Raw genomic sequence first — 21832 nt, forward strand, 5'->3', positions numbered from 1 at the left:
GCCCGGCGTTAATCAGCTGCGCTGGCGCACGGCTTCAAACAGGCAAATGCCGGTCGCGACGGAGACGTTCAGCGAGGAGACGCTGCCGGCCATCGGAATACTGATCAGCTCATCGCAGTGTTCGCGCGTCAGGCGACGCATCCCTTCACCTTCGGCACCCATCACCAGCGCCATCGGGCCGGTCATCTTGCTCTGGAAGAGAGTATGATCCGCTTCGCCGGCGGTGCCGACGATCCAGACGTTCTCTTCCTGCAGCAGACGCATGGTGCGCGCAAGGTTAGTCACGCGGATCAGCGGCACGTTTTCCGCCGCGCCGCAGGCCACTTTTTTCGCCGTCGCGTTCAGCTGCGCCGAACGGTCCCGCGGCACGATCACCGCGTGCACGCCGGCGGCGTCAGCGCTGCGCAGGCAGGCGCCAAGGTTATGCGGATCGGTGACGCCGTCGAGAATCAGCAGCAGCGGCTGCTCGAGCGAGGCGAGCAGTTCAGGCAGGTCGTTCTCCTGGTACTGACGTCCCGGCTTCACGCGGGCAATAATCCCCTGATGCACGGCGCCTTCGCTTTTCTCGTCGAGAAACTGGCGGTTAGCGACCTGAATCACCACGCCCTGGGCTTCCAGCGCATGGATCAGCGGCAGCAGGCGTTTATCCTCGCGGCCTTTGAGAATATAGACTTCCTGAAAACGCTCGGGAGCGCGCTCCAGCAGGGCCTGCACCGCGTGGATGCCGTAAATCATTTCACTCATTGATGTACTCGTTGCTTGTTAATGTTGCCGTTCGGCTTTACAGGCCGGATGTCCCGGCCTGTAAGATTGATGCCCGCTTACTCAGCGGTTTTCTTTTTCGCCGCGCGCTTCGCTTTGGTTGCGGCAGCTATTTTCTGCGTTTTAGCCGACGGCTTCTTCGCTTTTTTCTCGCCTTTAGGCTGGGCAGCGTTGGGCTGAGACTTGCCTTTCTCTTTGCGGAAGGCGCTATCCGGCTCGAAGTTTACCTGCTTACCGGCCTGGCGACGACGCCCGGAAGGCTTGCCGGCGTTCGACTTTTTCGCCTTCTCACGCTCGGTCTTGCCGACGTTGCGCGGGGCGCGTTCGCTGGAGATCAGCGAGAAGTCGATTTTACGCTCGTCCATGTTGACCGCTTCCACGCGGACTTCCACGCGATCGCCCAGTCGATAGGTCTGGCCGCCGGACTCGCCGATCAGACGCTGTCCGATCTGGTCGAAGCGGTAGTAGTCGTTATCCAGCGATGAAACGTGCACCAGGCCGTCGATAAACAGCTCGTCCAGGCGGACGAAGAAGCCAAAGCCGGTGACGCTGGCAATCACGCCCTTAAAGACGTTGCCCACCTGATCCAGCATAAAGTCACACTTCAGCCAGTCAGAGACTTCGCGGGTCGCTTCGTCGGCGCGGCGTTCGGTCATCGAACAGTGCGCGCCCAGCTGCAGCATCTCTTCCATGCTGTAGTGCCAGCCGCCGGTTTCAGTGCTGTTGCCTTTGTGCCCCTGCTCTTTCGCCAGCAGATACTTAATGGCGCGGTGCAGCGACAGGTCCGGGTAACGACGGATCGGCGAGGTGAAGTGCGCGTAGGACTGCAGCGCCAGGCCAAAGTGGCCGCGGTTTTCCGGATCGTAGACCGCCTGCTTCATCGAGCGCAGCAGCATGGTTTGCAGCATCTCGTGGTCAGGACGATCGGCGATGGAGGTCAGCAGCTCGGCGTAGTCGCGCGGCTCCGGCTTGTTGCCGCCGGGCAGCTCCAGACCGAGCTCCGCCAGCACCGTGCGGAAAGCGGTAATCGCTTCAGTGGTCGGCTTATCGTGGATACGGAACAGGGCCGGCTCCAGCGCCTTCTCAACGAAGCGAGCGGCGGAGATATTCGCCAGAATCATGCACTCTTCGATCAGCTTATGCGCGTCGTTGCGCTGGGTCTGCTCAATGCGTTCGATGCGGCGTTCAGCGTTAAAGATGAACTTCGCTTCTTCACTTTCAAAGGAGATGCCGCCGCGTTCTTCGCGAGCGCTATCGAGGACCTTGTAGAGGGTGTGCAGCTCTTCGATATGCTTGACCAGCGGCGCGTACTGCTCGCGCAGCTCGCCGTCGCCCTGCAGCATATGCCATACCTTGGTATAGGTCAGGCGCGCGTGCGAGCTCATTACCGCTTCATAGAATTTGTAGCCGGTCAGACGACCTTTTGACGAAATCGTCATTTCGCAAACCATGCACAGGCGATCGACCTGCGGGTTCAGCGAGCACAGGCCGTTAGAGAGCACTTCCGGCAGCATCGGCACCACCTGCGAAGGGAAGTAGACCGAAGTACCGCGGCTGCGCGCTTCGCCGTCCAGCGGCGTACCGGGACGCACGTAGTAGCTTACGTCGGCAATGGCAACCCACAGGCGCCAGCCGCCGCCGCGTTTCTTCTCGCAGTAAACCGCGTCATCAAAGTCGCGGGCGTCCTCACCGTCAATGGTGACCAGCGGCAGATCGCGTAAATCAACGCGGCCGATTTTCGCCTCTTCCGGCACCTGCTCTTTGAGCACGGAGACCTGTTTTTCCACCGCCGGTGGCCAGGTGTAAGGGATTTCATGGGTGCGCAGCGCCATATCGACCGCCATGCTGGTGCCCATGTTATCGCCCAGCACCTCAACGATTTTGCCCACCGCTTTCGTGCGACGGGTCGGGCGCTGGGTCAGTTCAACCACCACCACAAAGCCCATCCGCGCGCCCATGACTTCTTCAGGCGGGATCAGGATATCGAAGCTCAGGCGGCTGTCGTCAGGCACCACGAAGCCCACGCCGGCGTCGGTGAAGTAGCGGCCGACTATCTGGCTGGTTTTTGGCACCAGCACCCGCACGATGCGCGCTTCGCGACGGCCTTTACGGTCCGCGCCCAGCGGCTGCGCCAGCACCTGATCGCCATGGATGCAGGTTTTCATCTGCTCAGACGACAGGTACAGGTCGTCCTTACGCCCCTCGACGCGCAGGAAGCCAAAGCCATCGCGATGGCCGATAACCACACCTTTGAGCAGGTCAAGACGCTCCGGCAGCGCGTAGCACTGACGGCGGGTAAACACCAGCTGCCCGTCACGTTCCATGGCGCGCAGGCGGCGGCGTAGCCCTTCTAGCTGCTCTTCGCCTTCGATATTCAGTTCTATCGCCAGCTCGTCTCGGCTGGCCGGTTTTTCACGTTTTGCTAAATGATCGAGGATAAATTCCCGGCTAGGGATTGGATTCGCATACTTTTCAGCTTCGCGGTCCTGGAAAGGATCTTGTGACATGTCGGTTCCTCCGTTGTCATCTCTGGTGAAAGTTCCTTCGTCTTTCACGCCGCCTCTTTGTTAGCTGCCTTCACTCACTCCGGTCACTTACCTGAGTAAGCTCCCGGAGATTCGTTCAGTTGCCGCCGCGATGCGACCTGAAATACTCGGCCTTTAATTCTTTACACCAGCAATAATTTATAAAGCGGTTGATTCTCTTCAACCAAATCAGCCAGCGTGTAGTTATCAAGTTCCTTAAGAAAACTTTGCGCCGCTTCTGCAAGCGCCTGTTTCAGGCGACACGCGGGAGTAATGTGGCAAAATTCGCTGCTGCAGTTGACCAGCGATAGCGGCTCAAGATCGCGAACCACGTCACCTACACGAATCGTTTTTGCCGGCTTACCGAGGCGAATCCCCCCGTTCTTTCCCCGCACCGCCATAACGTAACCAGAGCGACTCAGCTGATTGATTATTTTTACCATATGATTACGCGACACGCCGTAGACCTCCGTCACTTCAGAGATGCTCGTCATTCGGCCATCCGGTAGCGACGCCATATAGATAAGCGCTCGTAATCCGTAATCAGTGAAACTCGTTAACTGCACAGCAACCTCAGGGTAAGGGGAAAGCGGTGAATCCGCAGGGTATGACTATATTGATGATAAACCAGCCGACGCACAGGCCGCTAATTTATTTGAAATGGGGCGGGTAGGCAGCAAAAACAAGGGGCGCCCAATCGGCGCCCCTGGAGATAATTATGCGTCGAACGGGTCGCGCAGAATCATCGTCTCGGTACGGTCAGGACCGGTAGAGATAATATCAACCGGTACGCCGGTCAGCTCTTCAATACGCGCGATGTAGTTCAGGGCCGCCTGCGGCAGGCCGCTACGCTCTTTCACGCCGAAGGTGGTTTCGGACCAGCCCGGCATGACTTCATAGATCGGCTCAATGCCTTCCCAGTTGTCGGCTGCCAGCGGAGTGGTAGTCACTTCGCGGCCGTCCGGCATACGGTAAGCTACGCAGAGTTTAACTTCTTTCAGGCCGTCCAGTACGTCCAGCTTGGTCAGGCAGAAGCCGGACAGGGAGTTGATCTGCACCGCGCGACGGATCGCCACGATATCCAGCCAGCCGGTACGACGACGACGGCCGGTAGTGGCGCCGAATTCGTTACCCTGCTTGCACAGGAACTCGCCGATGTCATCAAACAGCTCGGTCGGGAACGGACCTGCCCCTACGCGAGTAGAGTAAGCTTTGATGATACCCAGAACGTAATCCACATAGCGCGGACCCAGGCCAGAGCCGGTTGCCACGCCACCCGCGGTGGTGTTGGAGGAGGTTACGTACGGATAGGTACCGTGGTCGATATCCAGCAGAGTGCCCTGTGCGCCTTCGAACATCACGAAGTCGCCGCGCTGACGCGCCTGATCCAGCAGATCGGAGACGTCGACAACCATCGCCGTCAGGATGTCGGCAATCGCCATCAAGTCATCAAGGACTTTTTGATAATCAACCGCTTCCGCTTTGTAGAAGTTCACCAGCTGGAAGTTGTGATATTCCATCACTTCTTTCAGTTTGTCAGCGAAGGTGGCTTTATCAAACAGGTCACCCACGCGCAGGCCGCGGCGAGCGACTTTATCTTCGTAAGCAGGCCCGATGCCGCGACCGGTGGTACCGATAGCTTTCGCACCGCGTGCTTTTTCACGCGCAACGTCCAGCGCAACGTGATAATCGAGGATAAGCGGACAGGCTTCGGACAGCAGCAGACGCTCACGGACAGGGATACCACGGTCTTCCAGTCCTTTCATTTCTTTCATCAGCGCAGCCGGAGACAGCACAACACCGTTACCGATGATGCTGGTGACATTTTCGCGGAGAATACCTGATGGAATAAGATGCAGGACGGTTTTTTCACCGTTGATTACGAGAGTATGGCCTGCGTTGTGACCACCCTGGTAGCGCACAACATATTTAGCCCGTTCAGTCAGGAGATCGACGATCTTCCCTTTACCTTCGTCACCCCATTGGGTGCCCAGTACGACGACGTTGTTGCCCATTTTTCAAAATCACCGTTTGCTTAAAAATGGATTCTACCATCGCTTTTTCAGAGTTACAGCACTTTTTGCACTCAATATCAGCCAGGTCTGGCCACTTTTTGATCAGCCCAGTGATTTCGTCAACATGTAGTAGATGACTATCCCGGCAACCACAAGACCGCCGCCAAAACGGCGTAATATATTATCCGGCAGCTGGCTCATTGTGGCGATCATCCGACGCCAGGCGCGCGGATAAAGCAGCGGACCCAGCCCTTCAAGTACTAAAACCAGCGCCAGTGCCAGCCAGATTGTTGAGTTCATGATTAACCTTTAGAGAGAAACGAAACCAGCGTCGCCGCAGAGCGTCAGGGCCTGAGCCATGACGCTTTTTGCCCATGTTGCATATTGTCCGGCATGTCGCGTTGATTATGCACTTTTTTTGCAGGAAAAACGTATAACCCATTGTGTTAAAAGTTATTTCCTGATTTAAAAATATAAAAAAGGCGCCTTTCTCAAGGCGCCCTTTGGCTGACTAAATCGCTTATTTGCGAGCGGAGTCAGGTGACTTCATGTAGCGGAAGAAATCGCTGTCCGGGCTGAGAACCATCACATCCTGGTTACCCTGGAAGCTGTTCTCATAGGCGCGCAGGCTACGGATAAAGGCATAGAAGCCCGGATCCTGGCTAAACGCATCGGCAAACAGCTTGGCCGACTCTGCATCGCCTTCACCACGCATGATGCGGCCCTGGCGCTCGGCTTCTGCCAGCGTCTTGGTCACTTCATAGTCCGCGGTAGCGCGCAGCTTCTCAGCCTCTTCCTGGCCCTGTGAACGGTGGCGACGAGCAACCGCTTCACGCTCGGCGCGCATACGGTTATAAATCGCTTCAGACACTTCGGCCGGCAGGTTGATCTGCTTGATGCGTACGTCGACGACTTCAATACCCAGCGCCGCCATACTGTTCGGGTTAACAACCGGAACCTTGCCGTTAGTTTCTGCCGATACGCGCTCCGCCGCTTTGGCGATAGCATCATCAGCGGCCGGCGTGCTGACTTCATCTTCGGTGCCCGCTGAGCCGGAGTTCAGCGCATCGCGCACTTCCAGCGTCAGACGACCGCGGGAATCGGTCACGATATCCTTCACGTCCAGGCGACCAATCTCAGAACGCAGACGGTCAGAGAATTTACGCTTCAGCAGCACCTCGGCCTGGGAGACGTCGCCGCCGCCGGTTGCCAGATAGTAACGGCTGAAGTCGCTGATACGCCACTTGATGTATGAGTCGACGATCAGGTCTTTCTTCTCTTTGGTAACAAAGCGATCGGCCTGGTTATCCATAGTCTGAATACGCGCATCGAGCGTTTTCACTGATTCAATGAACGGGATCTTGAAGTGCAGACCCGGCGAATAGACCAGCGGTTTATTTTCGCTATCGCGCAGTACCTTACCAAAACGCAGCGTAATACCGCGCTCGCCCTCTTTAACCACAAAGATAGACATGTAAAGCACTACCAGCACGATGGCAATAATCGCAATTACAGGTTTACGCATCGTTATTCCCCCTGACGCTGGTAGTCGTTACGCTGCGCGTTGGCGCGACGTTGGTCCATAATGTTGCCATCCGTAGTGGTCGACGTGGTGCTGGCGCTGCTTGAGCTGGAAGCAGGCGGCAGGCGCAGCAGATCGTTCGCACCGCTGCTATTGCCCTTTGCTGCCGGCGTACCGGCGCCTTTCAGCATCTGGTCCAGAGGCAGAACCATCAGATTGCCGCCCTTATCGTTAACCAGCACTTTACGGGTATGGCTCAGCACTTTTTCCATGCTTTCGATATACAGACGCTCGCGGGTAATCTCCGGCGCGGCTTTGTACTCAGGCAGGATCTTCGCAAAGCGCGCGACCTCACCCTGAGCTTCAAGAACGGTCTGAGTCTTGTACGCACGCGCCTCTTCGAGGATACGCTGCGCTGCACCGTTAGCTCGCGGCTGAACTTCGTTGGTGTAAGCTTCAGCTTCGCGGATGTACTGCTGCTCGTTCTCACGCGCGGCAATCGCATCGTCAAACGCGGCCTTCACCTCTTCCGGCGGACGCGCCGTCTGGAAGTTGACGTCCAGCAGGGTAATACCCATATCGTACGGACGAATCGTCTCTTCCAGCTCGCGCTGGGTATCGCTACGAATCACGGTACGGCCTTCAGTCAGAATACGGTCCATGGTGTACTTGCCGATAACGCCGCGCAGGGCGCTGTCGGTTGCCTGACGCAGGCTATCGTCGGCGCTGGCAACGCTAAACAGGTAGCGTTCTGGATCGGTTACCCGATACTGCACGTTCATCTCAACGCGCACGACGTTTTCGTCAGACGTCAGCATGACGCCAGAAGCCGCCAGTTCACGTACCGATTCAACGTTGACGGCCTGGACGTTATCAATAAAGGTTGGCTTCCAGTTAAGACCCGGCTCAACCAGATGGCTGAATTTACCAAAGCGAGTCACCACACCACGTTCCGCTTCCTTGATGGTATAGAAACCGCTGGCTGCCCAGATAATAACGGCGGCTGCGGCAACGATGCCGACAATGCGTCCGCCCATAGGCCCGCGAGGTCCCTGAGAGCCGCTAGCGCCTCCCTGTCCCCCTTTGCCGCCACCGAGACCGCCAAGTTTTTTACTTAACTTGCGGAAGATATCATCCAGATCGGGCGGCCCCTGCTCGCGACCACCTTTATTGCCATTTCCCCCGGAGTTGCCGCCTTGGTTATTGCTGCTCCCCCACGGGTCGCGGTCCTGTCCGTTATTACCGGGCTGATTCCACGCCATGTATATGCTCCATATTTGTTTTTGATATCCCCACAGGGGTTAATATCTTCAGGCAAGCTGCAAGGTCAAATCACGTAATCAACCAGCGCTGGCTCTTGTTTACAGAGGCGACGCCAGTCAACGATCGGCATGCGCACCTGCAGACTCACGCTGCCGTCATCCTCCAGCCACTCTTTTTCTATCGCCTGAAGCTGATAGAACCGACTTCTCAGTCGCCCTTCCTCCGGCGGTAAGCGCAGCGTGTGCTGAGCCACTTCACCGGAAAGCCGTTCCGTCAAAGCCTGAAAAAGCAGCGGTACCCCAACTCCGGTCTGCGCAGAGAGCCAGACCCGAATCGGTTTATTCTCTTCATCCCGGTCGATACGCGGTTCAAAATCGTCAAGCATGTCGATTTTGTTCATCACCAGCAGCACCGGGATCTCATCGGCCTCGATTTCAACGAGAACCGTATTTACGGCATCAATGTTTTCCTGCAGACGGACGTCGGCTGCGTCGATCACGTGCAGCAGCAGCGTCGCCTGACGCGTCTCCTGCAGCGTGGCTTTAAACGCGGCGACCAAATCGTGCGGCAGGTGACGAATAAAGCCTACGGTGTCCGCCAGCACGGTTTCACCAACGTCAGTGACGTCGATGCGGCGCAGCGTCGGGTCCAGAGTCGCGAACAGCTGGTCCGCCGCGTAAACCTCAGCTTCGGTTATCTGGTTAAACAGCGTTGATTTCCCGGCGTTGGTGTACCCCACCAGCGACACGGTGGGAATGTCGGCTTTGGCTCGTGACCGCCGTCCCTGTTCACGCTGCTTTGATACTTTTTCCAGCCGCCCGAGGATCTGCATAATGCGGTTACGCAGCAGTCGACGGTCAGTCTCGAGCTGGGTTTCACCCGGGCCACGCAAACCAATCCCGCCCTTCTGTCTTTCAAGGTGGGTCCAGCCGCGTACCAGGCGTGTCGCCATATGGCGCAGCTGCGCCAGCTCAACCTGCAGTTTCCCTTCGTGGGTGCGCGCTCGCTGGGCGAAAATATCTAAAATAAGTCCTGTACGATCGATAACCCGGCATTCGCACAGGCGCTCCAGGTTGCGTTCCTGGGCTGGGCTCAGGGCATGATCGAACAGCACGACCGACGCGCCGGTCGCTTTTACGGCTTCCGCAATTTCGACAGCCTTACCTTCACCAACAAAATATTTCGGGTGCGGTGCTTTACGGCTACCGGTAATCACCTGCATTGCTTCGACACCGGCAGAGGAGACCAGGGATTCAAACTCCTGAAGGTCTTCCATATCTTTGTCTTGCGAAAAATAGATGTGTACCAGCACCGCCTGCTCACCGGCATCATAACGGTCAAACAAGCGTAAACCCCTTCTAAAATACCAGCGGGGAACAGGGTCACTCGTGGTCTTTCCGGCTGCGTGAGTATTGGCTTTACTCGTTTACCCCAGCCATTTACGGCTGTAAACGCCTGGGGATTCACTACATACCGCCTTCCTGCAACCCAAAACTCATAGAGTAAAACCAGGCTCCCCGCCCTGGAAAAACAGCATTAACCTTATTCGGCGTCTTCGCTGTCTTGCTGCGGCGCAGAAGAACCCTGCGCGCTACCACCGTGGTGATAGTTGCTTGTACCGCCGCCAGCATTATTGCTGTGGTGAGACACCGGGCGAGACGGAACAACGGTAGAAATTGCGTGCTTGTAGACCATCTGGCTGACCGTGTTCTTCAACAGGATCACGAACTGATCGAAAGACTCAATTTGCCCTTGCAGCTTAATACCATTCACCAAATAAATAGAAACCGGAACGCGTTCCCGACGCAAAGCGTTCAGGAACGGATCTTGTAAAGATTGCCCCTTAGCCATTCTCTCTTTTCCTTATATGTATGCTTGTTTTGTACTCAGAACCTTACGATTCTTAAAAAAAATTACGCACGATACCGTTTAATTGTACACGTTCAGTCCTGGCTCGCACCAACTACCTGTAATACTTTGTTGAGCGCCTGTTCAGGTTGTTCACTGTCTAACCAGTGAATATCTTCCCAGCCGCGCAACCAGGTTATCTGACGCTTGGCTAACTGTCTCGTGGCGCAAACACCTCGATAAACCATTTCATCATACGGGATCTCGCCATCAAGGTATGACCACATCTGGCGATATCCTACACAACGAATGGAAGGCATATCCGTATGCAAATCTCCACGGGCAAATAGCGCCCGTACTTCTGCTTCAAAACCTGAAGCCAACATCTGATGAAAACGCTGTTCTATGCGCTGATGGAGCAGTTCCCGGCTCGCCGGGGCGATGGCGAACTGATGCACCTTGTACGGCAGAGCATCTCCCGACGTTTGCGTCAGTTCCGTTAAAGTTTTACCCGAAATGAAAAAAACTTCCAGTGCTCGGGAAAGTCTTTGCGGATCATTTGGATGAATACGCGCGGCGGCGACGGGATCGATCTCCTGTAGCTGCCGGTGCAGTGCGTGCCACCCCTGCTCTGCTGCCTGCTGCTCAATTTTTGCTCTAACCTCGGGATCTGCCGACGGTAGCGGCGAAAGCCCTTCCAGCAACGCTTTGAAATACAACATTGTTCCGCCAACAAGTAGCGGAATACGCCCGGCAGCGACGATATCCGCCATTTCTGCCAGCGCATCGCGACGAAAGTCCGCCGCGGAGTAAGCCTCTGCCGGGTCGAGAATATCCAGCAGTCGATGCGGGGCTGCGCTCAGCTCTGCCGCATCCGGCTTGGCCGTACCAATGTCCATTCCTCGATAGATAAGGGCGGAATCGACACTAATCAACTCTACCGGTAAAATTTTACGCAAAGCAATGGCCAGCGCCGTTTTACCGGAGGCCGTTGGGCCCATTAAAAATATTGCCTTAGGCAGGCTCGCCTCAGTTACATCACTCATCTTTCAGGGCATTCATCGCCGAATTCAGGTCAACGGGTTGTAACAGGCCACCCGGCGGAGCTTTTACCAGCTGCGGACATAAACGCTCTACGTCCGCCAGCACGCTAATTGCCTGCGCCATATTCCACTGCGCGTGCTCGCTCGCCAGGTTGCGCGCGATCCACTGCGCGATGTCACCGACGTCAAATGCCTTTCGCTGCGCCAGGTAGCCTATCAGTTCAGGAATCAAGATTTGTAAATTTTGTTGTCTTAAGGGTAAAGGCACCGCGCGAACCGTCAAATGCTGCGCATCGGACTGCAGATCGATACCCAAAGCCACCAGCGCCGCCTGCGCTTTCGCCAGCGCGTCCTTTTCCGCGGCCGATACCTTTAGCCGCAGCGGGATCAGCAGCGGCTGCCCGCAAACCGGCTCCCCGGCGGGCGTCAGCTGCGCCTGACGCAGCCAGCGTTCGGCCACCGGCAGCGCCAGAAGCGCCAGCCTGCCGTCACGTTCCAGCAGCGCGCAATCGCCATCAACGATGGTCAGCACGCGGCCAAAGCTTTGGCTGTGCCCGGATAAATCTTCCGCAGCGGCCGCCGAGGCGCTGCTTTTACGCTCGGCGGCCGGCGTCTCGAGCAGCTGACGATACAGGGCCCCCTGCTGCTTTTGGTATCCCGGCTGCGCATGCGGCCAGCCGGCGCCGCCGCCTCCAGCCGGACTGGAAGGCTCGCGCGGCGTTTCGCGACCGTAGCGCGCTGCGGCCGGCTCACGCGCGGGGACGGGCTGAGCAAAATGGTTAGCCCCCGCCGCTACCCGGTTCTCCGGTACCTGAAGGCGCGCCGGCTGCCCCGCATCCTCTTCCGCCAGCGGCGCGCTGAGCTGCTGCTGGAGGACGCTAAGCACCCCTTGATAGATAAAATCATGGACCAGGCGAGACTGATGAAAACGCACCTCGTGCTTAGCCGGATGGACATTCACATCCACCTGGTGCGGGTCAATCTCAAGGTACAGGACAAAAGCCGGCTGCTGATCGGCCCCGAGCTTATCTTCACAGGCCTGGCGAATAGCGTGGTTGATCAGCCGATCGCGCATCATACGGCCATTGACGTAGCAGTACTGAATCTCCGCCAGCGCCGGATTGGTATGCAGAGGATCGGCCACCCAGCCGCTGAGGGTCAGATCGCCGTGCTGCCACTCAATCGCCAGCGCCTGCTCGAGGAACGGCGTGCCGCAGATAGCCCCCAGCCGCCGCTCGCGCTGCCCGCCCGCGGGTACGGCGCGATACTGGCGCATCGCCTTGCCGTTATGGCTGAGATTAATCGTAACGTCAAAACGCGCCAGCGCGATGCGGCGGACGATTTCATCGATATGGTTAAATTCCGTCTTTTCGGTACGCATAAATTTGCGGCGGGCCGGGGTGTTATAGAACAGATCCAGCACTTCCAGCGTGGTACCGACCGGGTGCGCCGCCGGCTTGACGGTCACGTCCTGATCGCGCCCTTCGGCGTAGGCCTGCCAGGCCTCCTGCTGCTCCGCCGTGCGCGAGGTCAGGGTCAGCCGCGCCACCGAGCTGATACTGGCCAGCGCTTCCCCGCGAAAGCCGAGGCTGATGATAGCTTCCAGATCGTCGAGGGAGGCAATTTTACTGGTGGCGTGGCGAGCCAGCGCCAGCGCCAGTTCGTCCTTTTTGATGCCGCAGCCGTTGTCCCGAATGCGGATAAGCTTCGCGCCGCCGCGTTCGATATCAATATCAATTCGGGTCGCGCCGGCATCAAGGCTGTTTTCGACCAGCTCCTTAACCACCGACGCCGGACGTTCCACCACCTCACCTGCGGCAATCTGGTTGGCGAGCTGCGGCGGCAGAACCTGAATCGGCATGACTGACTCCTTAATTTATCAACGTCCTGCCAGGCGACGCGGCGCTGGCCGTTTGTGCGGGTTCGCCGCGCGGGGCTGATTGCAGCGGGTGCTGCATAAAGTAATTACGCAGACCGTTATAAATCGCTTCGGCAAGCTGCTGCTGATAGCTGTCGCTGGCCAGCAGCCGCTCTTCGCCGGTGTTGCTGATAAAGCCGGTTTCGACGAGGATCGACGGAATATCCGGCGAACGCAGCACGCCGAGGCTGGCGTGTTCCGGACGGCGCTTGTGGAGATCGCCGACCCGCTGCAGCTGGCTCAATACGTTAGTCGCCACATCATACCCGACGCGCTGGGAATGGCCGAACTGTAAATCCAGCACCGCCTGGCTCAGGTAGGGATCCGACTGGCTGTTCGCCAGCACGTCGCCCGCGCCGCCGAGCAGCTCGGACTGCTTCTCATGCTGCTCAAGCCAGCCAGCCATTTCGCTATTGGCGCGACGGTTAGACAGCACCCATACCGACGCGCCGGTCGCGTCACGGTTCGGTGCCGCATCGGCGTGAATCGACACCAGGAAGTTGGCATTTTGCTTACGGGCGACGTCCGAACGGCCCATCACCGAAATAAAGTAGTCGCCGTCGCGGGTCAGCACCGGCTTGAACAGCGGATCGGCGTTCAGCAACGCGCGCAGCTTGCGGGCAATCGCAATCGTCACGTTCTTCTCTTTGGTACCATCCGGGCCGATCGCGCCCGGGTCCTGGCCGCCGTGGCCGGCATCGATCGCAATAATGACCTTATCGTCCGTCGCCACCGCGCGCGCGGCCGGGCGCGTCACGGGATGACTCTCGGTCATCACCGTTTGCCGTTCGTTACCCGATGACTTAAACGGATTGCGCGCCGGCGCCACCGGCACCGGACGTGGGGCGATCGTCGGCGTCTCCACCCGCTTCACGACCGCCGGAGGCGGTGGAGGCGGCGGCGGAACGTCGGCGTTAATCGTGAACACCACGGTATAATTAGAGCCGTTTTGCTGCTTCACCGCGCGAGTCTTACCGTCTTCCGTCAGGTCCACCAGCAGGCGCAGAGACTGGGTATCCTGCGCGGCGCCCGCGCGGATGCTTTTCACAAGGTTGCTGCCGCTAAACAGCAGCGGTAATCCCTGCAGGGTACCGGTCTGCTTGATATCCAGCGCCACCGTGCGTTTGCCCTGCGGGCTAAAAGAGTATTCGGGATCGCCGATAAAGCTAATGGTAATACGGGCCTGCCGATCTCCGTTAGAGACCTGGATATCGGATAAACTTGCCGCAAAGGTCTGCATGCTAAACAGCATCAGCGCAGCGGCCAGCCAGGGAGTTATGCGATATTTCATCCCGCGATCCTTCAGGCTAAACGCGCCAGTAAAGACTCACCCAATGAGGAGACTGCCGTTACGCGCGCCTCACGCCCTTGTGCCTGATACTCAAGATGAATTTCGACATCCGGCTCGGGCAGCACGCCCGCGCCCTGCTGCGGCCATTCAACCAGGCAGATAGCATCGTCAGTAAAATAGTCACGGATCCCCATAAACTCGAGCTCTTCGGGGTCCGCCAGGCGGTAGAGATCGAAGTGATACACCATCAGGTTTTCGAGGGTGTACGGCTCCACCAGCGTATAGGTAGGGCTTTTGACATTCCCGCGGTGGCCGAGTGCATGTAAAAAGCCGCGGCTGAAGGTAGTTTTACCCGCGCCTAAATCGCCATACAGATAGATGACCGTGGCGCCCGTACAGAGCCGTGCAATGCGGTTGCCAAGGTCCAGGGTTGCCTGCTCGTCGGGTAAGGGAATCACTCGGTTAATCATGGTCTACGTCAATCACATCCGGGTTAACAACACGCCTGAGCGTGGAAAAGAGATCGGTCGCCAACATCCCACGGGTGCCATCTCTGGCAGCCAGTCGGTCTGCGGCTTCGCCGTGCGCCACGCAACCGGCGCAGGCAGCATCATACGGCGTCAGCTTTTGCCCTAACAGAGCGGCAATAATACCGGTGAGCACATCGCCCATTCCGCCGCTGGCCATACCGGCATTGCCGGCATCGATAATACCCATCTCGCCTGCTTCACTGGCCACCACCGTCCCCGCGCCTTTCAGCACGACCACGCCACCATAACGTTTTACCAGACGTTGAGCAGAATGTAAGCGATCGCTTTCAATTTCTGCCACGCTGCAGTCAAGCAGGCGGGCGGCTTCGCCGGGGTGTGGCGTCAGCACGCGATTGTGACGTTTATCGGCATTGATTGCCAGCAGGTTCAACGCATCCGCATCCCACACCATCGGTTTCGCAAAGCTCTCCAGCTGGCGTAGCGCCCGCGTCGCCCATTCGCTCTGGCCGAGTCCCGGACCGATCGCCACCACATCAGCCCACTGCAGGCTTTCATCGAGGCTCTGCGCCGTAAGCGCATCCACCATCAGCTCCGGCCTGGCGGTAATAATCGGCGCAATATTTTCCGGATGAGTCAACACCCGCACGAGCCCCGCTCCCGCCCGCAGCGCAGCTTCTCCGGCCATCCTGATGGCGCCAGCGGTGCCGCGGTCGCCACCCACGATTGCCAGCCTGCCGTGATCGCCTTTATGGGAGGTCGCGCGGCGCGGCGGCAGCCACTCCGCCAGCTGTGAGGCATCAAAGCGCGCCAGCGGGAACCTTTGTCCGGCAAGCCAGCCGTCGAGGCCCAGGGAGTGGTAGTGCAGCTGACCCACCACGTCGCGGGCTTTACCGGTCAGCAGCCCCGGCTTGAGGGCGATAAAGGTTATCGTATGGGCCGCATGGATGACCGCCCCCGGCGTGGTTCCGGTCTGCGCATTGAGCCCGGAGGGGATATCCAGCGCGACTATCGGCGCCGGATGCGCATTGGCGCGCGCGATAAGCTCGGCGGCAGGCCTGCGCGGAGCGCTGCGCAGGCCGGTGCCCAGCAGTCCGTCAATAATCAGCGAGATCGCTTCCGGCCAGGCGATATCCGCCGCGTGGATCGTCCCGCCGGCGTTGAGCCACTCTTCGCGTGCGGCGTGCGCCTCCTCCGGCAGCGGCTTCTCGCTCTCCAGCGCCAGCAGCGTCACCTCAATCCCTTCCGCCTGCGCCAGGCGAGCAACGACGTAGCCGTCGCCGCCGTTGTTGCCGTGGCCGCAAAGAATCAGCCAGTTCTGGCTGGCAGGGTAGCGGCTGCGCGCCAGCTGGAAAGCCGCTTCGCCGGCCCTGCGCATCAGCTCAAACAGGGTCAGCCCGAGGCTATCGGCAGCCTCTTTTTCCGCCCGCCGGAGCGCCTCTGCAGGGCAGATGAAGTGTGGTATACTGACAGAGTTTTTCGTCATTGTATGGTCCATCATGTTACAGCCCCTCGATCTCAATAAATTAGCGCAACAAATCAAGCAATGGGGCACTGAACTCGGGTTCCAGCAGGTGGGTATCACCGATACCGATCTCAGCGTCAGCGAACCCAAACTGCAGGCATGGCTGGACAAACAGTACCACGGAGAGATGGAGTGGATGGCGCGCCACGGCATGATGCGCGCGCGCCCTCATGAGCTTCTTCCCGGTACGTTACGCGTCATCAGCGTACGGATGAACTACCTGCCCGCGAATGCCGCTTTTGCCCGCACCCTGAAAGATCCCGCGCTTGGCTACGTCAGCCGTTATGCCCTTGGGCGCGATTATCATAAGCTGCTACGTAACCGACTGAAAAAACTCGGTGAGATGATTCAGGAACAGTGTGCTTCGCTCAATTTTAGACCGTTTGTCGATTCCGCGCCTGTTCTGGAGCGTCCTTTGGCGGAAAAAGCGGGTCTTGGCTGGACAGGCAAGCACTCGCTGATTATTAACCGCGACGCCGGCTCGTTCTTTTTCCTCGGCGAGCTGCTGGTGGATATTCCCCTGCCCGTCGATCGGCCGGTCGCCGAAGAGTGCGGGCGCTGCGTCGCCTGCATGACGATCTGCCCGACCGGCGCCATCGTCGAGCCCTATACCGTCGACGCCCGCCGCTGCATCTCCTATTTGACCATTGAGCTTGAAGGCGCGATCCCCATCGAGTTCCGCCCGCTGATCGGCAACCGCATTTACGGCTGCGACGACTGCCAGCTGATTTGCCCGTGGAACCGCTTTTCCCAGCTTACCGATGAAGAGGATTTCAGCCCGCGCAAAGCGCTGCACGCGCCGCCGCTGGTGGAGCTGTTTGCCTGGAGTGAGAGTCATTTTCTGAAGGTGACCGAAGGATCGGCAATTCGCCGCATCGGTCATCTGCGCTGGCTGCGCAATATTGCCGTGGCGCTGGGAAATGCGCCGTGGGATGAAGCGCATCTTAAGGCGCTGGAAAGCCGTCGGGGCGAGCATCCGCTTCTCGATGAGCATATCGAGTGGGCAATAGATCAGCAAATCGCCAGGCGCAGCGCCGGCGCGGTTGAGGTGCAGCTGCCGAAGAAACAGCGGCTGGTCAGGGTGGTCGAAAAAGGTCTTCCGCGAGACGCCTGATTCATTCACAGGCTGTGAATAAAAACAAAAACACATTGCGTTTCAACATGCACACGAACGTCAAGTGATCGTATTAACACTTTGAAATGAAATTTTATTGTTAAATTTCAATGAGATGAATTGATACTATTCAAAAGTCGAAGTTTTTCCGCAATACGTCGCTTGCATTTAACCTGTGGATAACTCTGTTTACAGTATTTTCCGGTATTCAACGGAAGGCATCCCCGGCGCGCTATTGCACTGTGGATAAATTGAGTATGAGGAAGAAATTTGGAGCGGGAAACGAGACTCGAACTCGCGACCCCGACCTTGGCAAGGTCGTGCTCTACCAACTGAGCTATTCCCGCTTGGGTGTGGTAACTATCAAATTTGGAGCGGGAAACGAGACTCGAACTCGCGACCCCGACCTTGGCAAGGTCGTGCTCTACCAACTGAGCTATTCCCGCTTAATCTTCGTCTTTCAACCTGCCGCTACCTGAGTAGCTTTACCGCAAGCCGAAATCCTGTGATTAGGATAGTGCCTTTCAAATTTTGGAGCGGGAAACGAGACTCGAACTCGCGACCCCGACCTTGGCAAGGTCGTGCTCTACCAACTGAGCTATTCCCGCGTACTTCTTGCCATATTTCTATGGCGTCGTGATTTGCATTTCTGCTTCGTCACGGGAGGCGCATTATACGAGAATTCGATTTAGCTGCAACCCCCCTGCGAGCACTTTTTTTCTATTTTTGTCTGAATGGACGTTTTATCGCCAGATAGCGCCCTGAATTGTATAAATAAGCAGCGCATAAGGCAAAATAACTTTTTCCGACCTTGTTAAAGGCGCAAAATCGCCCCGCTCTGCGGGTATGATCACCCCATAGACGGTCAACAACAATGACAAACAGGGAAATTAAAATGAAAAATACGCTCTCCGTCCTGCTGCTGATCGCGCTAGCTATGGGAACGGCATCGGCAACGACGCTGCATTTTGGCACTACGACGGCCAATCCGCCCTTTGAAACCGTCAACGCGAAAAACCAGCCGGCCGGTTTTGATATCGATCTTGCCCGGGCGCTCTGTAAACAGATGCAGGCCGAGTGCACGTTTACGCCGCAAAGCTTCGATACCCTCATCCCGGCTCTGCGCTTTAAGAAATTCGACGCCATCATCGCCGGCATTGAGATCGTCCCGATGCGCGAAAGACGGGTCGCCTTCACTCAGCCCTATCGCCAGCAGCTCTCCGGCGTGGTTGTCAGCGCTAAGAATAGCGCCCAGGGTTTTGCTGACCTGAAGGGTCAAAAAATCGGCGTCGCGAAAGGCAGCATTCATCAGCGCTACCTGCACGATAAGCAAAAACAGGTGAACGTCGTCGCTTACGAGAGCAATGCAGCCGCGTTCAGCGCGCTGAAAGAGGGGAGCGTTAACGGGGTAATGAGCGATCGCGCCGACGCCGAGACGTGGCTGCAGGAGAATCCTGACTACGCCATCATCGACGAGCAGGCAACCGACGCCAAATATTATGGTAAGCAGCTGGCGATCGCGGTGCGCCAGGATGACCCGGAACTGCTCAACGCGCTGAATGCCGCGCTGGAGGTCGTCAAGGCCTCCCCTGAATTCGGGCAAATGGAGCTGAAGTGGTTTAAATAGCCGGGCCTGCCGCCGGGCCCGGTGACCCCGGCGGCAAGATTAGAGCTTAACGTTACAGCTTGATAAAGTGCTCGCGGTAGTAGGACAGCTCCGCCACCGATTCGCGAATGTCATCCATCGCCTGATGGGTGCCCTGCTTTTTAAAGCCATCGAGGATTTCCGGCTTCCAGCGGCGCGCCAGCTCTTTCAGGGTGCTGACGTCGAGGTAGCGGTAGTGAAAGTACTCTTCCAGCTCGGGCATGTACTTAAAGAGAAAGCGGCGGTCCTGGCCAATGCTGTTGCCGCAAATCGGCGATTTACCCGCAGGTACCCACTGCTTGAGGAATTCGATCGTCGCCAGCTCCGCCTCGCGATCGCCCAGGGTGCTGGCCTTGACGCGCTCCACCAGCCCGCTGCCGGTATGCGTGCGCACGTTCCACTCGTCCATCAGCGCCAGCTGCGCGTCAGACTGGTGTACCGCAATGGTCGGCCCTTCCGCCAGAATGTTCAGGTTTGCATCGGTCACCAGGGTGGCGATTTCGATAATGCGATCGCGCTCCGGATCCAGCCCCGTCATTTCAAGATCGATCCAAATCAGGTTGTTTTCATCTGCACTCATGCTATTTTCCACCCTTCTTGCGTGACTATATTCATCTAAAATAGCGTGTATCATAGAGGTTTTGCCCCTACAGGGCGACCAGGAGCCAGTTCGATTGAGTAAAAATAAACTCTCCAAAGGCCAACAGCGCCGCGTCAAGGCCAACCACCAGCGCCGCCTGAAAACGACTTCGGAGAAGGCCGACTACGATGACAATCTGTTTGGCGAGACCTCCGAAGGCGTCGTCATCAGCCGCTTCGGCATGCATGCCGACGTTGAATCCGTTGACGGTGGCGTTCACCGCTGCAACATTCGCCGGACGATCCGTTCGCTGGTCACCGGCGACCGCGTGGTCTGGCGCCCGGGCAAAGATGCCGCTGACGGCGTTAGAGTAAAAGGTATCGTTGAGGCCGTGCACGAGCGGACCTCGGTCCTGACGCGTCCGGATTTCTATGATGGCGTGAAGCCCATCGCCGCCAACATCGATCAGATCGTCATCGTTTCCGCGATTTTACCGGAGCTGTCGTTAAACATTATTGACCGCTATCTGGTGGCGAGCGAAGCGCTGGACGTCGAGCCGCTGATTGTGCTCAACAAGATTGACCTGCTGGACGAGGACGCCTTAGCGTTCGTCAACGAGCAGATGGATATCTACCGCAAAATTGGCTATCCCGTGCTGATGGTATCGAGCCGGACCCAGGACGGGCTGAAGCCGCTTGAAGAGGCCCTCACCGGCCGCATCAGCATCTTTGCCGGGCAGTCAGGGGTGGGTAAATCCAGCCTGCTGAACGCGCTGCTGGGCCTCGGCGACGATCTGATCCTGACCAACGACGTCTCGGACAACTCGGGCCTCGGCCAGCACACCACCACCGCCGCGCGCCTCTACCACTTCCCGCACGGCGGCGACGTGATCGACTCCCCCGGCGTGCGCGAATTTGGCCTGTGGCACCTTGATGCGGAACAAATCACCCACGGTTTTGTCGAATTTCACGATTATTTAGGCCGTTGCAAATACCGCGACTGCAAGCATGATACCGATCCGGGCTGCGCGATTCGCGAAGCGGTTGAAAACGGCAGCATCAACGCGCGCCGTTTTGAAAACTACCACCGCATTCTGGAAAGCATGAACGAAGTGCAGGTAAAAACGCGTAAAAGCTTTTCATCATCCGATGACTGACATTTAAGCTGAGCATCGCTATACGCTTCATCCTTCAGGCTGCCTCTGCGCTGGCGGCGTCCGTCTCCCCGGCTATGCTGCCGGGGATTCGCAGGCCGGCCGCCGCGATGCAATCCGGATGAGTTTACGTATAGAATCGACCCTTTTTTCAGATCCCCGACGCGTTGCGGGGGTCAGGAACGATAAATAATGGCCTGGAGGCTACCTTGTTAAACGATCTGAAACTTTCGCTGCAATACATTCTGCCTAAACTGTGGCTTACCCGCCTCGCAGGCTGGGGTGCGAGCAAACGAGCGGGTTGGCTGACGCAGCTGGTCATCGACCTGTTCGTGAAGTGCTACAAGGTCGATATGAAAGAGGCGCAGAAGCCCGATACCGCCAGCTACCGCACCTTTAACGATTTCTTTGTGCGCCCGCTGCGTGATGAAGCGCGTCCGCTGAACACCGATCCGAACGTGCTGGTTATGCCTGCCGACGGCGCCATAAGCCAGCTGGGCGCTATCGAAGACGATAAAATCCTGCAGGCCAAAGGCCACAACTACACCCTGGAAGCGCTGCTGGCCGGCAACTACCAGATGGCAGAGCTGTTCCGCAACGGTAACTTCGCCACCACCTATCTGTCGCCGCGTGACTACCACCGCGTCCACATGCCGTGCAACGGTATTCTGCGCGAAATGATCTACGTTCCGGGCGATCTGTTCTCCGTTAACCACCTGACCGCGCAGAACGTGCCGAATCTGTTCGCCCGCAACGAGCGCGTCATCTGCCTGTTCGATACTGAGTTCGGTCCGATGGCGCAAATTCTGGTCGGTGCGACCATCGTTGGCAGCATTGAAACCGTCTGGTCCGGTACCGTGACTCCGCCGCGTGAAGGCGTGATTAAGCGCTGGACCTGGCCGGCGGGTGACAATGAAGGCTCCATTGCCCTGCTGAAAGGCCAGGAGATGGGTCGCTTCAAGCTCGGTTCGACGGTGATCAACCTGTTTGCGCCGGGCAAGGTTAAGCTGCTCGAGCAGCTGCAGAACCTCTCCGTCACTAAGCTTGGTCAGCCGCTGGCGACCGCCGTTGAGACCATGTCCACGACCGAAGGCGCCGCCAGCATTCTGGGCGACGATTCGCAAGACGAAGGTTAATAGC

At 57.8% G+C, this 21832-nt stretch carries 19 protein-coding genes and 3 tRNA genes; 4 read left to right on the top strand and 18 right to left on the bottom strand.

The genetic code is table 11. From position 1 onward, the window contains the following. Positions 1–12: 12 nt before the first annotated feature. The 14 genes from rlmB to nnr form a co-directional block, all read right to left on the bottom strand. Positions 13–744 (bottom strand): 23S rRNA (guanosine(2251)-2'-O)-methyltransferase RlmB, encoded by a 732-nt coding sequence (gene rlmB, locus EDF75_RS23725; RefSeq protein ID WP_133601089.1) that lies wholly within the window; start codon positions 742–744, stop codon positions 13–15. Between the two features lie 77 nt (positions 745–821). Continuing rightward, on the bottom strand, positions 822–3269 hold the full coding sequence (rnr, locus tag EDF75_RS23730; RefSeq protein ID WP_133601090.1) for a ribonuclease R: 2448 nt from the start codon (positions 3267–3269) through the stop codon (positions 822–824). 161 nt (positions 3270–3430) lie between these two features. After that, the gene (nsrR, locus tag EDF75_RS23735; RefSeq protein ID WP_076947037.1) at positions 3431–3853 is read right to left on the bottom strand and encodes a nitric oxide-sensing transcriptional repressor NsrR; all 423 of its coding nucleotides are present in this window, start codon (positions 3851–3853) and stop codon (positions 3431–3433) included. 150 nt (positions 3854–4003) lie between these two features. Then, complete coding sequence (gene purA / locus EDF75_RS23740; protein ID WP_133601091.1) at positions 4004–5302, bottom strand: adenylosuccinate synthase; 1299 nt, start codon at positions 5300–5302, stop codon at positions 4004–4006. Between the two features lie 102 nt (positions 5303–5404). Then, entirely contained in the window at positions 5405–5602 is a 198-nt protein-coding gene (locus tag EDF75_RS23745; protein ID WP_133601092.1) for a DUF2065 domain-containing protein, read from the bottom strand. Between the two features lie 220 nt (positions 5603–5822). Further along, entirely contained in the window at positions 5823–6827 is a 1005-nt protein-coding gene (gene hflC, locus EDF75_RS23750; protein ID WP_041143715.1) for a protease modulator HflC, read from the bottom strand. Positions 6828–6829: 2 nt separating this feature from the next. Then, complete coding sequence (gene hflK / locus EDF75_RS23755) at positions 6830–8086, bottom strand: FtsH protease activity modulator HflK (protein ID WP_045853362.1); 1257 nt, start codon at positions 8084–8086, stop codon at positions 6830–6832. Between the two features lie 65 nt (positions 8087–8151). Further along, the gene (gene hflX / locus EDF75_RS23760; protein ID WP_133601093.1) at positions 8152–9432 is read right to left on the bottom strand and encodes a ribosome rescue GTPase HflX; all 1281 of its coding nucleotides are present in this window, start codon (positions 9430–9432) and stop codon (positions 8152–8154) included. Between the two features lie 197 nt (positions 9433–9629). Then, the gene (hfq, locus tag EDF75_RS23765; RefSeq protein ID WP_041143712.1) at positions 9630–9938 is read right to left on the bottom strand and encodes an RNA chaperone Hfq; all 309 of its coding nucleotides are present in this window, start codon (positions 9936–9938) and stop codon (positions 9630–9632) included. 92 nt (positions 9939–10030) lie between these two features. After that, positions 10031–10981: a tRNA (adenosine(37)-N6)-dimethylallyltransferase MiaA gene (gene miaA / locus EDF75_RS23770; RefSeq protein WP_045853364.1), complete on the bottom strand. Its 951-nt coding sequence runs from the start codon at positions 10979–10981 to the stop codon at positions 10031–10033. Then, positions 10974–12839 (bottom strand): DNA mismatch repair endonuclease MutL, encoded by a 1866-nt coding sequence (gene mutL, locus EDF75_RS23775; protein ID WP_133601094.1) that lies wholly within the window; start codon positions 12837–12839, stop codon positions 10974–10976. Before mutL ends, miaA begins: the two co-directional genes overlap by 8 nt. Before the next feature lie 10 nt (positions 12840–12849). Next, positions 12850–14187, bottom strand: coding sequence for an N-acetylmuramoyl-L-alanine amidase AmiB (gene amiB / locus EDF75_RS23780; protein ID WP_133601095.1), 1338 nt, complete (start codon positions 14185–14187; stop codon positions 12850–12852). Between the two features lie 11 nt (positions 14188–14198). After that, positions 14199–14657 carry a tRNA (adenosine(37)-N6)-threonylcarbamoyltransferase complex ATPase subunit type 1 TsaE gene (tsaE, locus tag EDF75_RS23785; protein ID WP_041143708.1) on the bottom strand — a complete coding sequence of 153 codons (459 nt, stop codon included), beginning with the start codon at positions 14655–14657 and terminating at the stop codon, positions 14199–14201. Continuing rightward, positions 14650–16161, bottom strand: coding sequence for a bifunctional ADP-dependent NAD(P)H-hydrate dehydratase/NAD(P)H-hydrate epimerase (gene nnr / locus EDF75_RS23790; RefSeq protein ID WP_166646234.1), 1512 nt, complete (start codon positions 16159–16161; stop codon positions 14650–14652). The genes tsaE and nnr overlap by 8 nt, the downstream gene beginning before the upstream one ends. Positions 16162–16174: 13 nt before the next feature. Here nnr and queG point away from each other — a divergent pair, with 13 nt between their 5' ends. Next, positions 16175–17314 carry a tRNA epoxyqueuosine(34) reductase QueG gene (queG, locus tag EDF75_RS23795; RefSeq protein WP_041143706.1) on the top strand — a complete coding sequence of 380 codons (1140 nt, stop codon included), beginning with the start codon at positions 16175–16177 and terminating at the stop codon, positions 17312–17314. A gap of 271 nt (positions 17315–17585) precedes the next feature. Here queG and EDF75_RS23800 read toward each other — a convergent pair. The 3 genes from EDF75_RS23800 to EDF75_RS23810 all read right to left on the bottom strand — a co-directional run bounded on the left by EDF75_RS23800 (position 17586) and on the right by EDF75_RS23810 (position 17922). Further along, positions 17586–17661, bottom strand: a tRNA-Gly gene (locus EDF75_RS23800). 23 nt (positions 17662–17684) lie between these two features. Then, positions 17685–17760: transfer RNA gene (locus EDF75_RS23805), tRNA-Gly, on the bottom strand. An 86-nt stretch (positions 17761–17846) separates the two neighbouring features. After that, positions 17847–17922, bottom strand: a tRNA-Gly gene (locus EDF75_RS23810). Positions 17923–18209: 287 nt separating this feature from the next. On the opposite strand from EDF75_RS23810, the gene EDF75_RS23820 reads away from it, so the two are divergent. Beyond that, complete coding sequence (locus EDF75_RS23820) at positions 18210–18941, top strand: transporter substrate-binding domain-containing protein (protein WP_133601097.1); 732 nt, start codon at positions 18210–18212, stop codon at positions 18939–18941. A gap of 52 nt (positions 18942–18993) precedes the next feature. Here the strand turns inward: EDF75_RS23820 and orn are convergent, their stop codons facing one another. After that, complete coding sequence (gene orn, locus EDF75_RS23825; protein ID WP_133601098.1) at positions 18994–19539, bottom strand: oligoribonuclease; 546 nt, start codon at positions 19537–19539, stop codon at positions 18994–18996. Between the two features lie 94 nt (positions 19540–19633). Between orn and rsgA the strand changes: the two genes are divergently transcribed. Continuing rightward, positions 19634–20695 (top strand): small ribosomal subunit biogenesis GTPase RsgA, encoded by a 1062-nt coding sequence (gene rsgA, locus EDF75_RS23830; protein WP_041143703.1) that lies wholly within the window; start codon positions 19634–19636, stop codon positions 20693–20695. A 206-nt stretch (positions 20696–20901) separates the two neighbouring features. Beyond that, a complete protein-coding gene (asd, locus tag EDF75_RS23835) occupies positions 20902–21828 on the top strand; it encodes an archaetidylserine decarboxylase (RefSeq protein ID WP_133601099.1) in 927 nt (308 codons plus the stop codon). Positions 21829–21832: the final 4 nt, after the last annotated feature.

This window comes from Klebsiella sp. BIGb0149 (genome assembly GCF_004362605.1).
GTDB classification, from domain to species: domain Bacteria; phylum Pseudomonadota; class Gammaproteobacteria; order Enterobacterales; family Enterobacteriaceae; genus Klebsiella; species Klebsiella terrigena.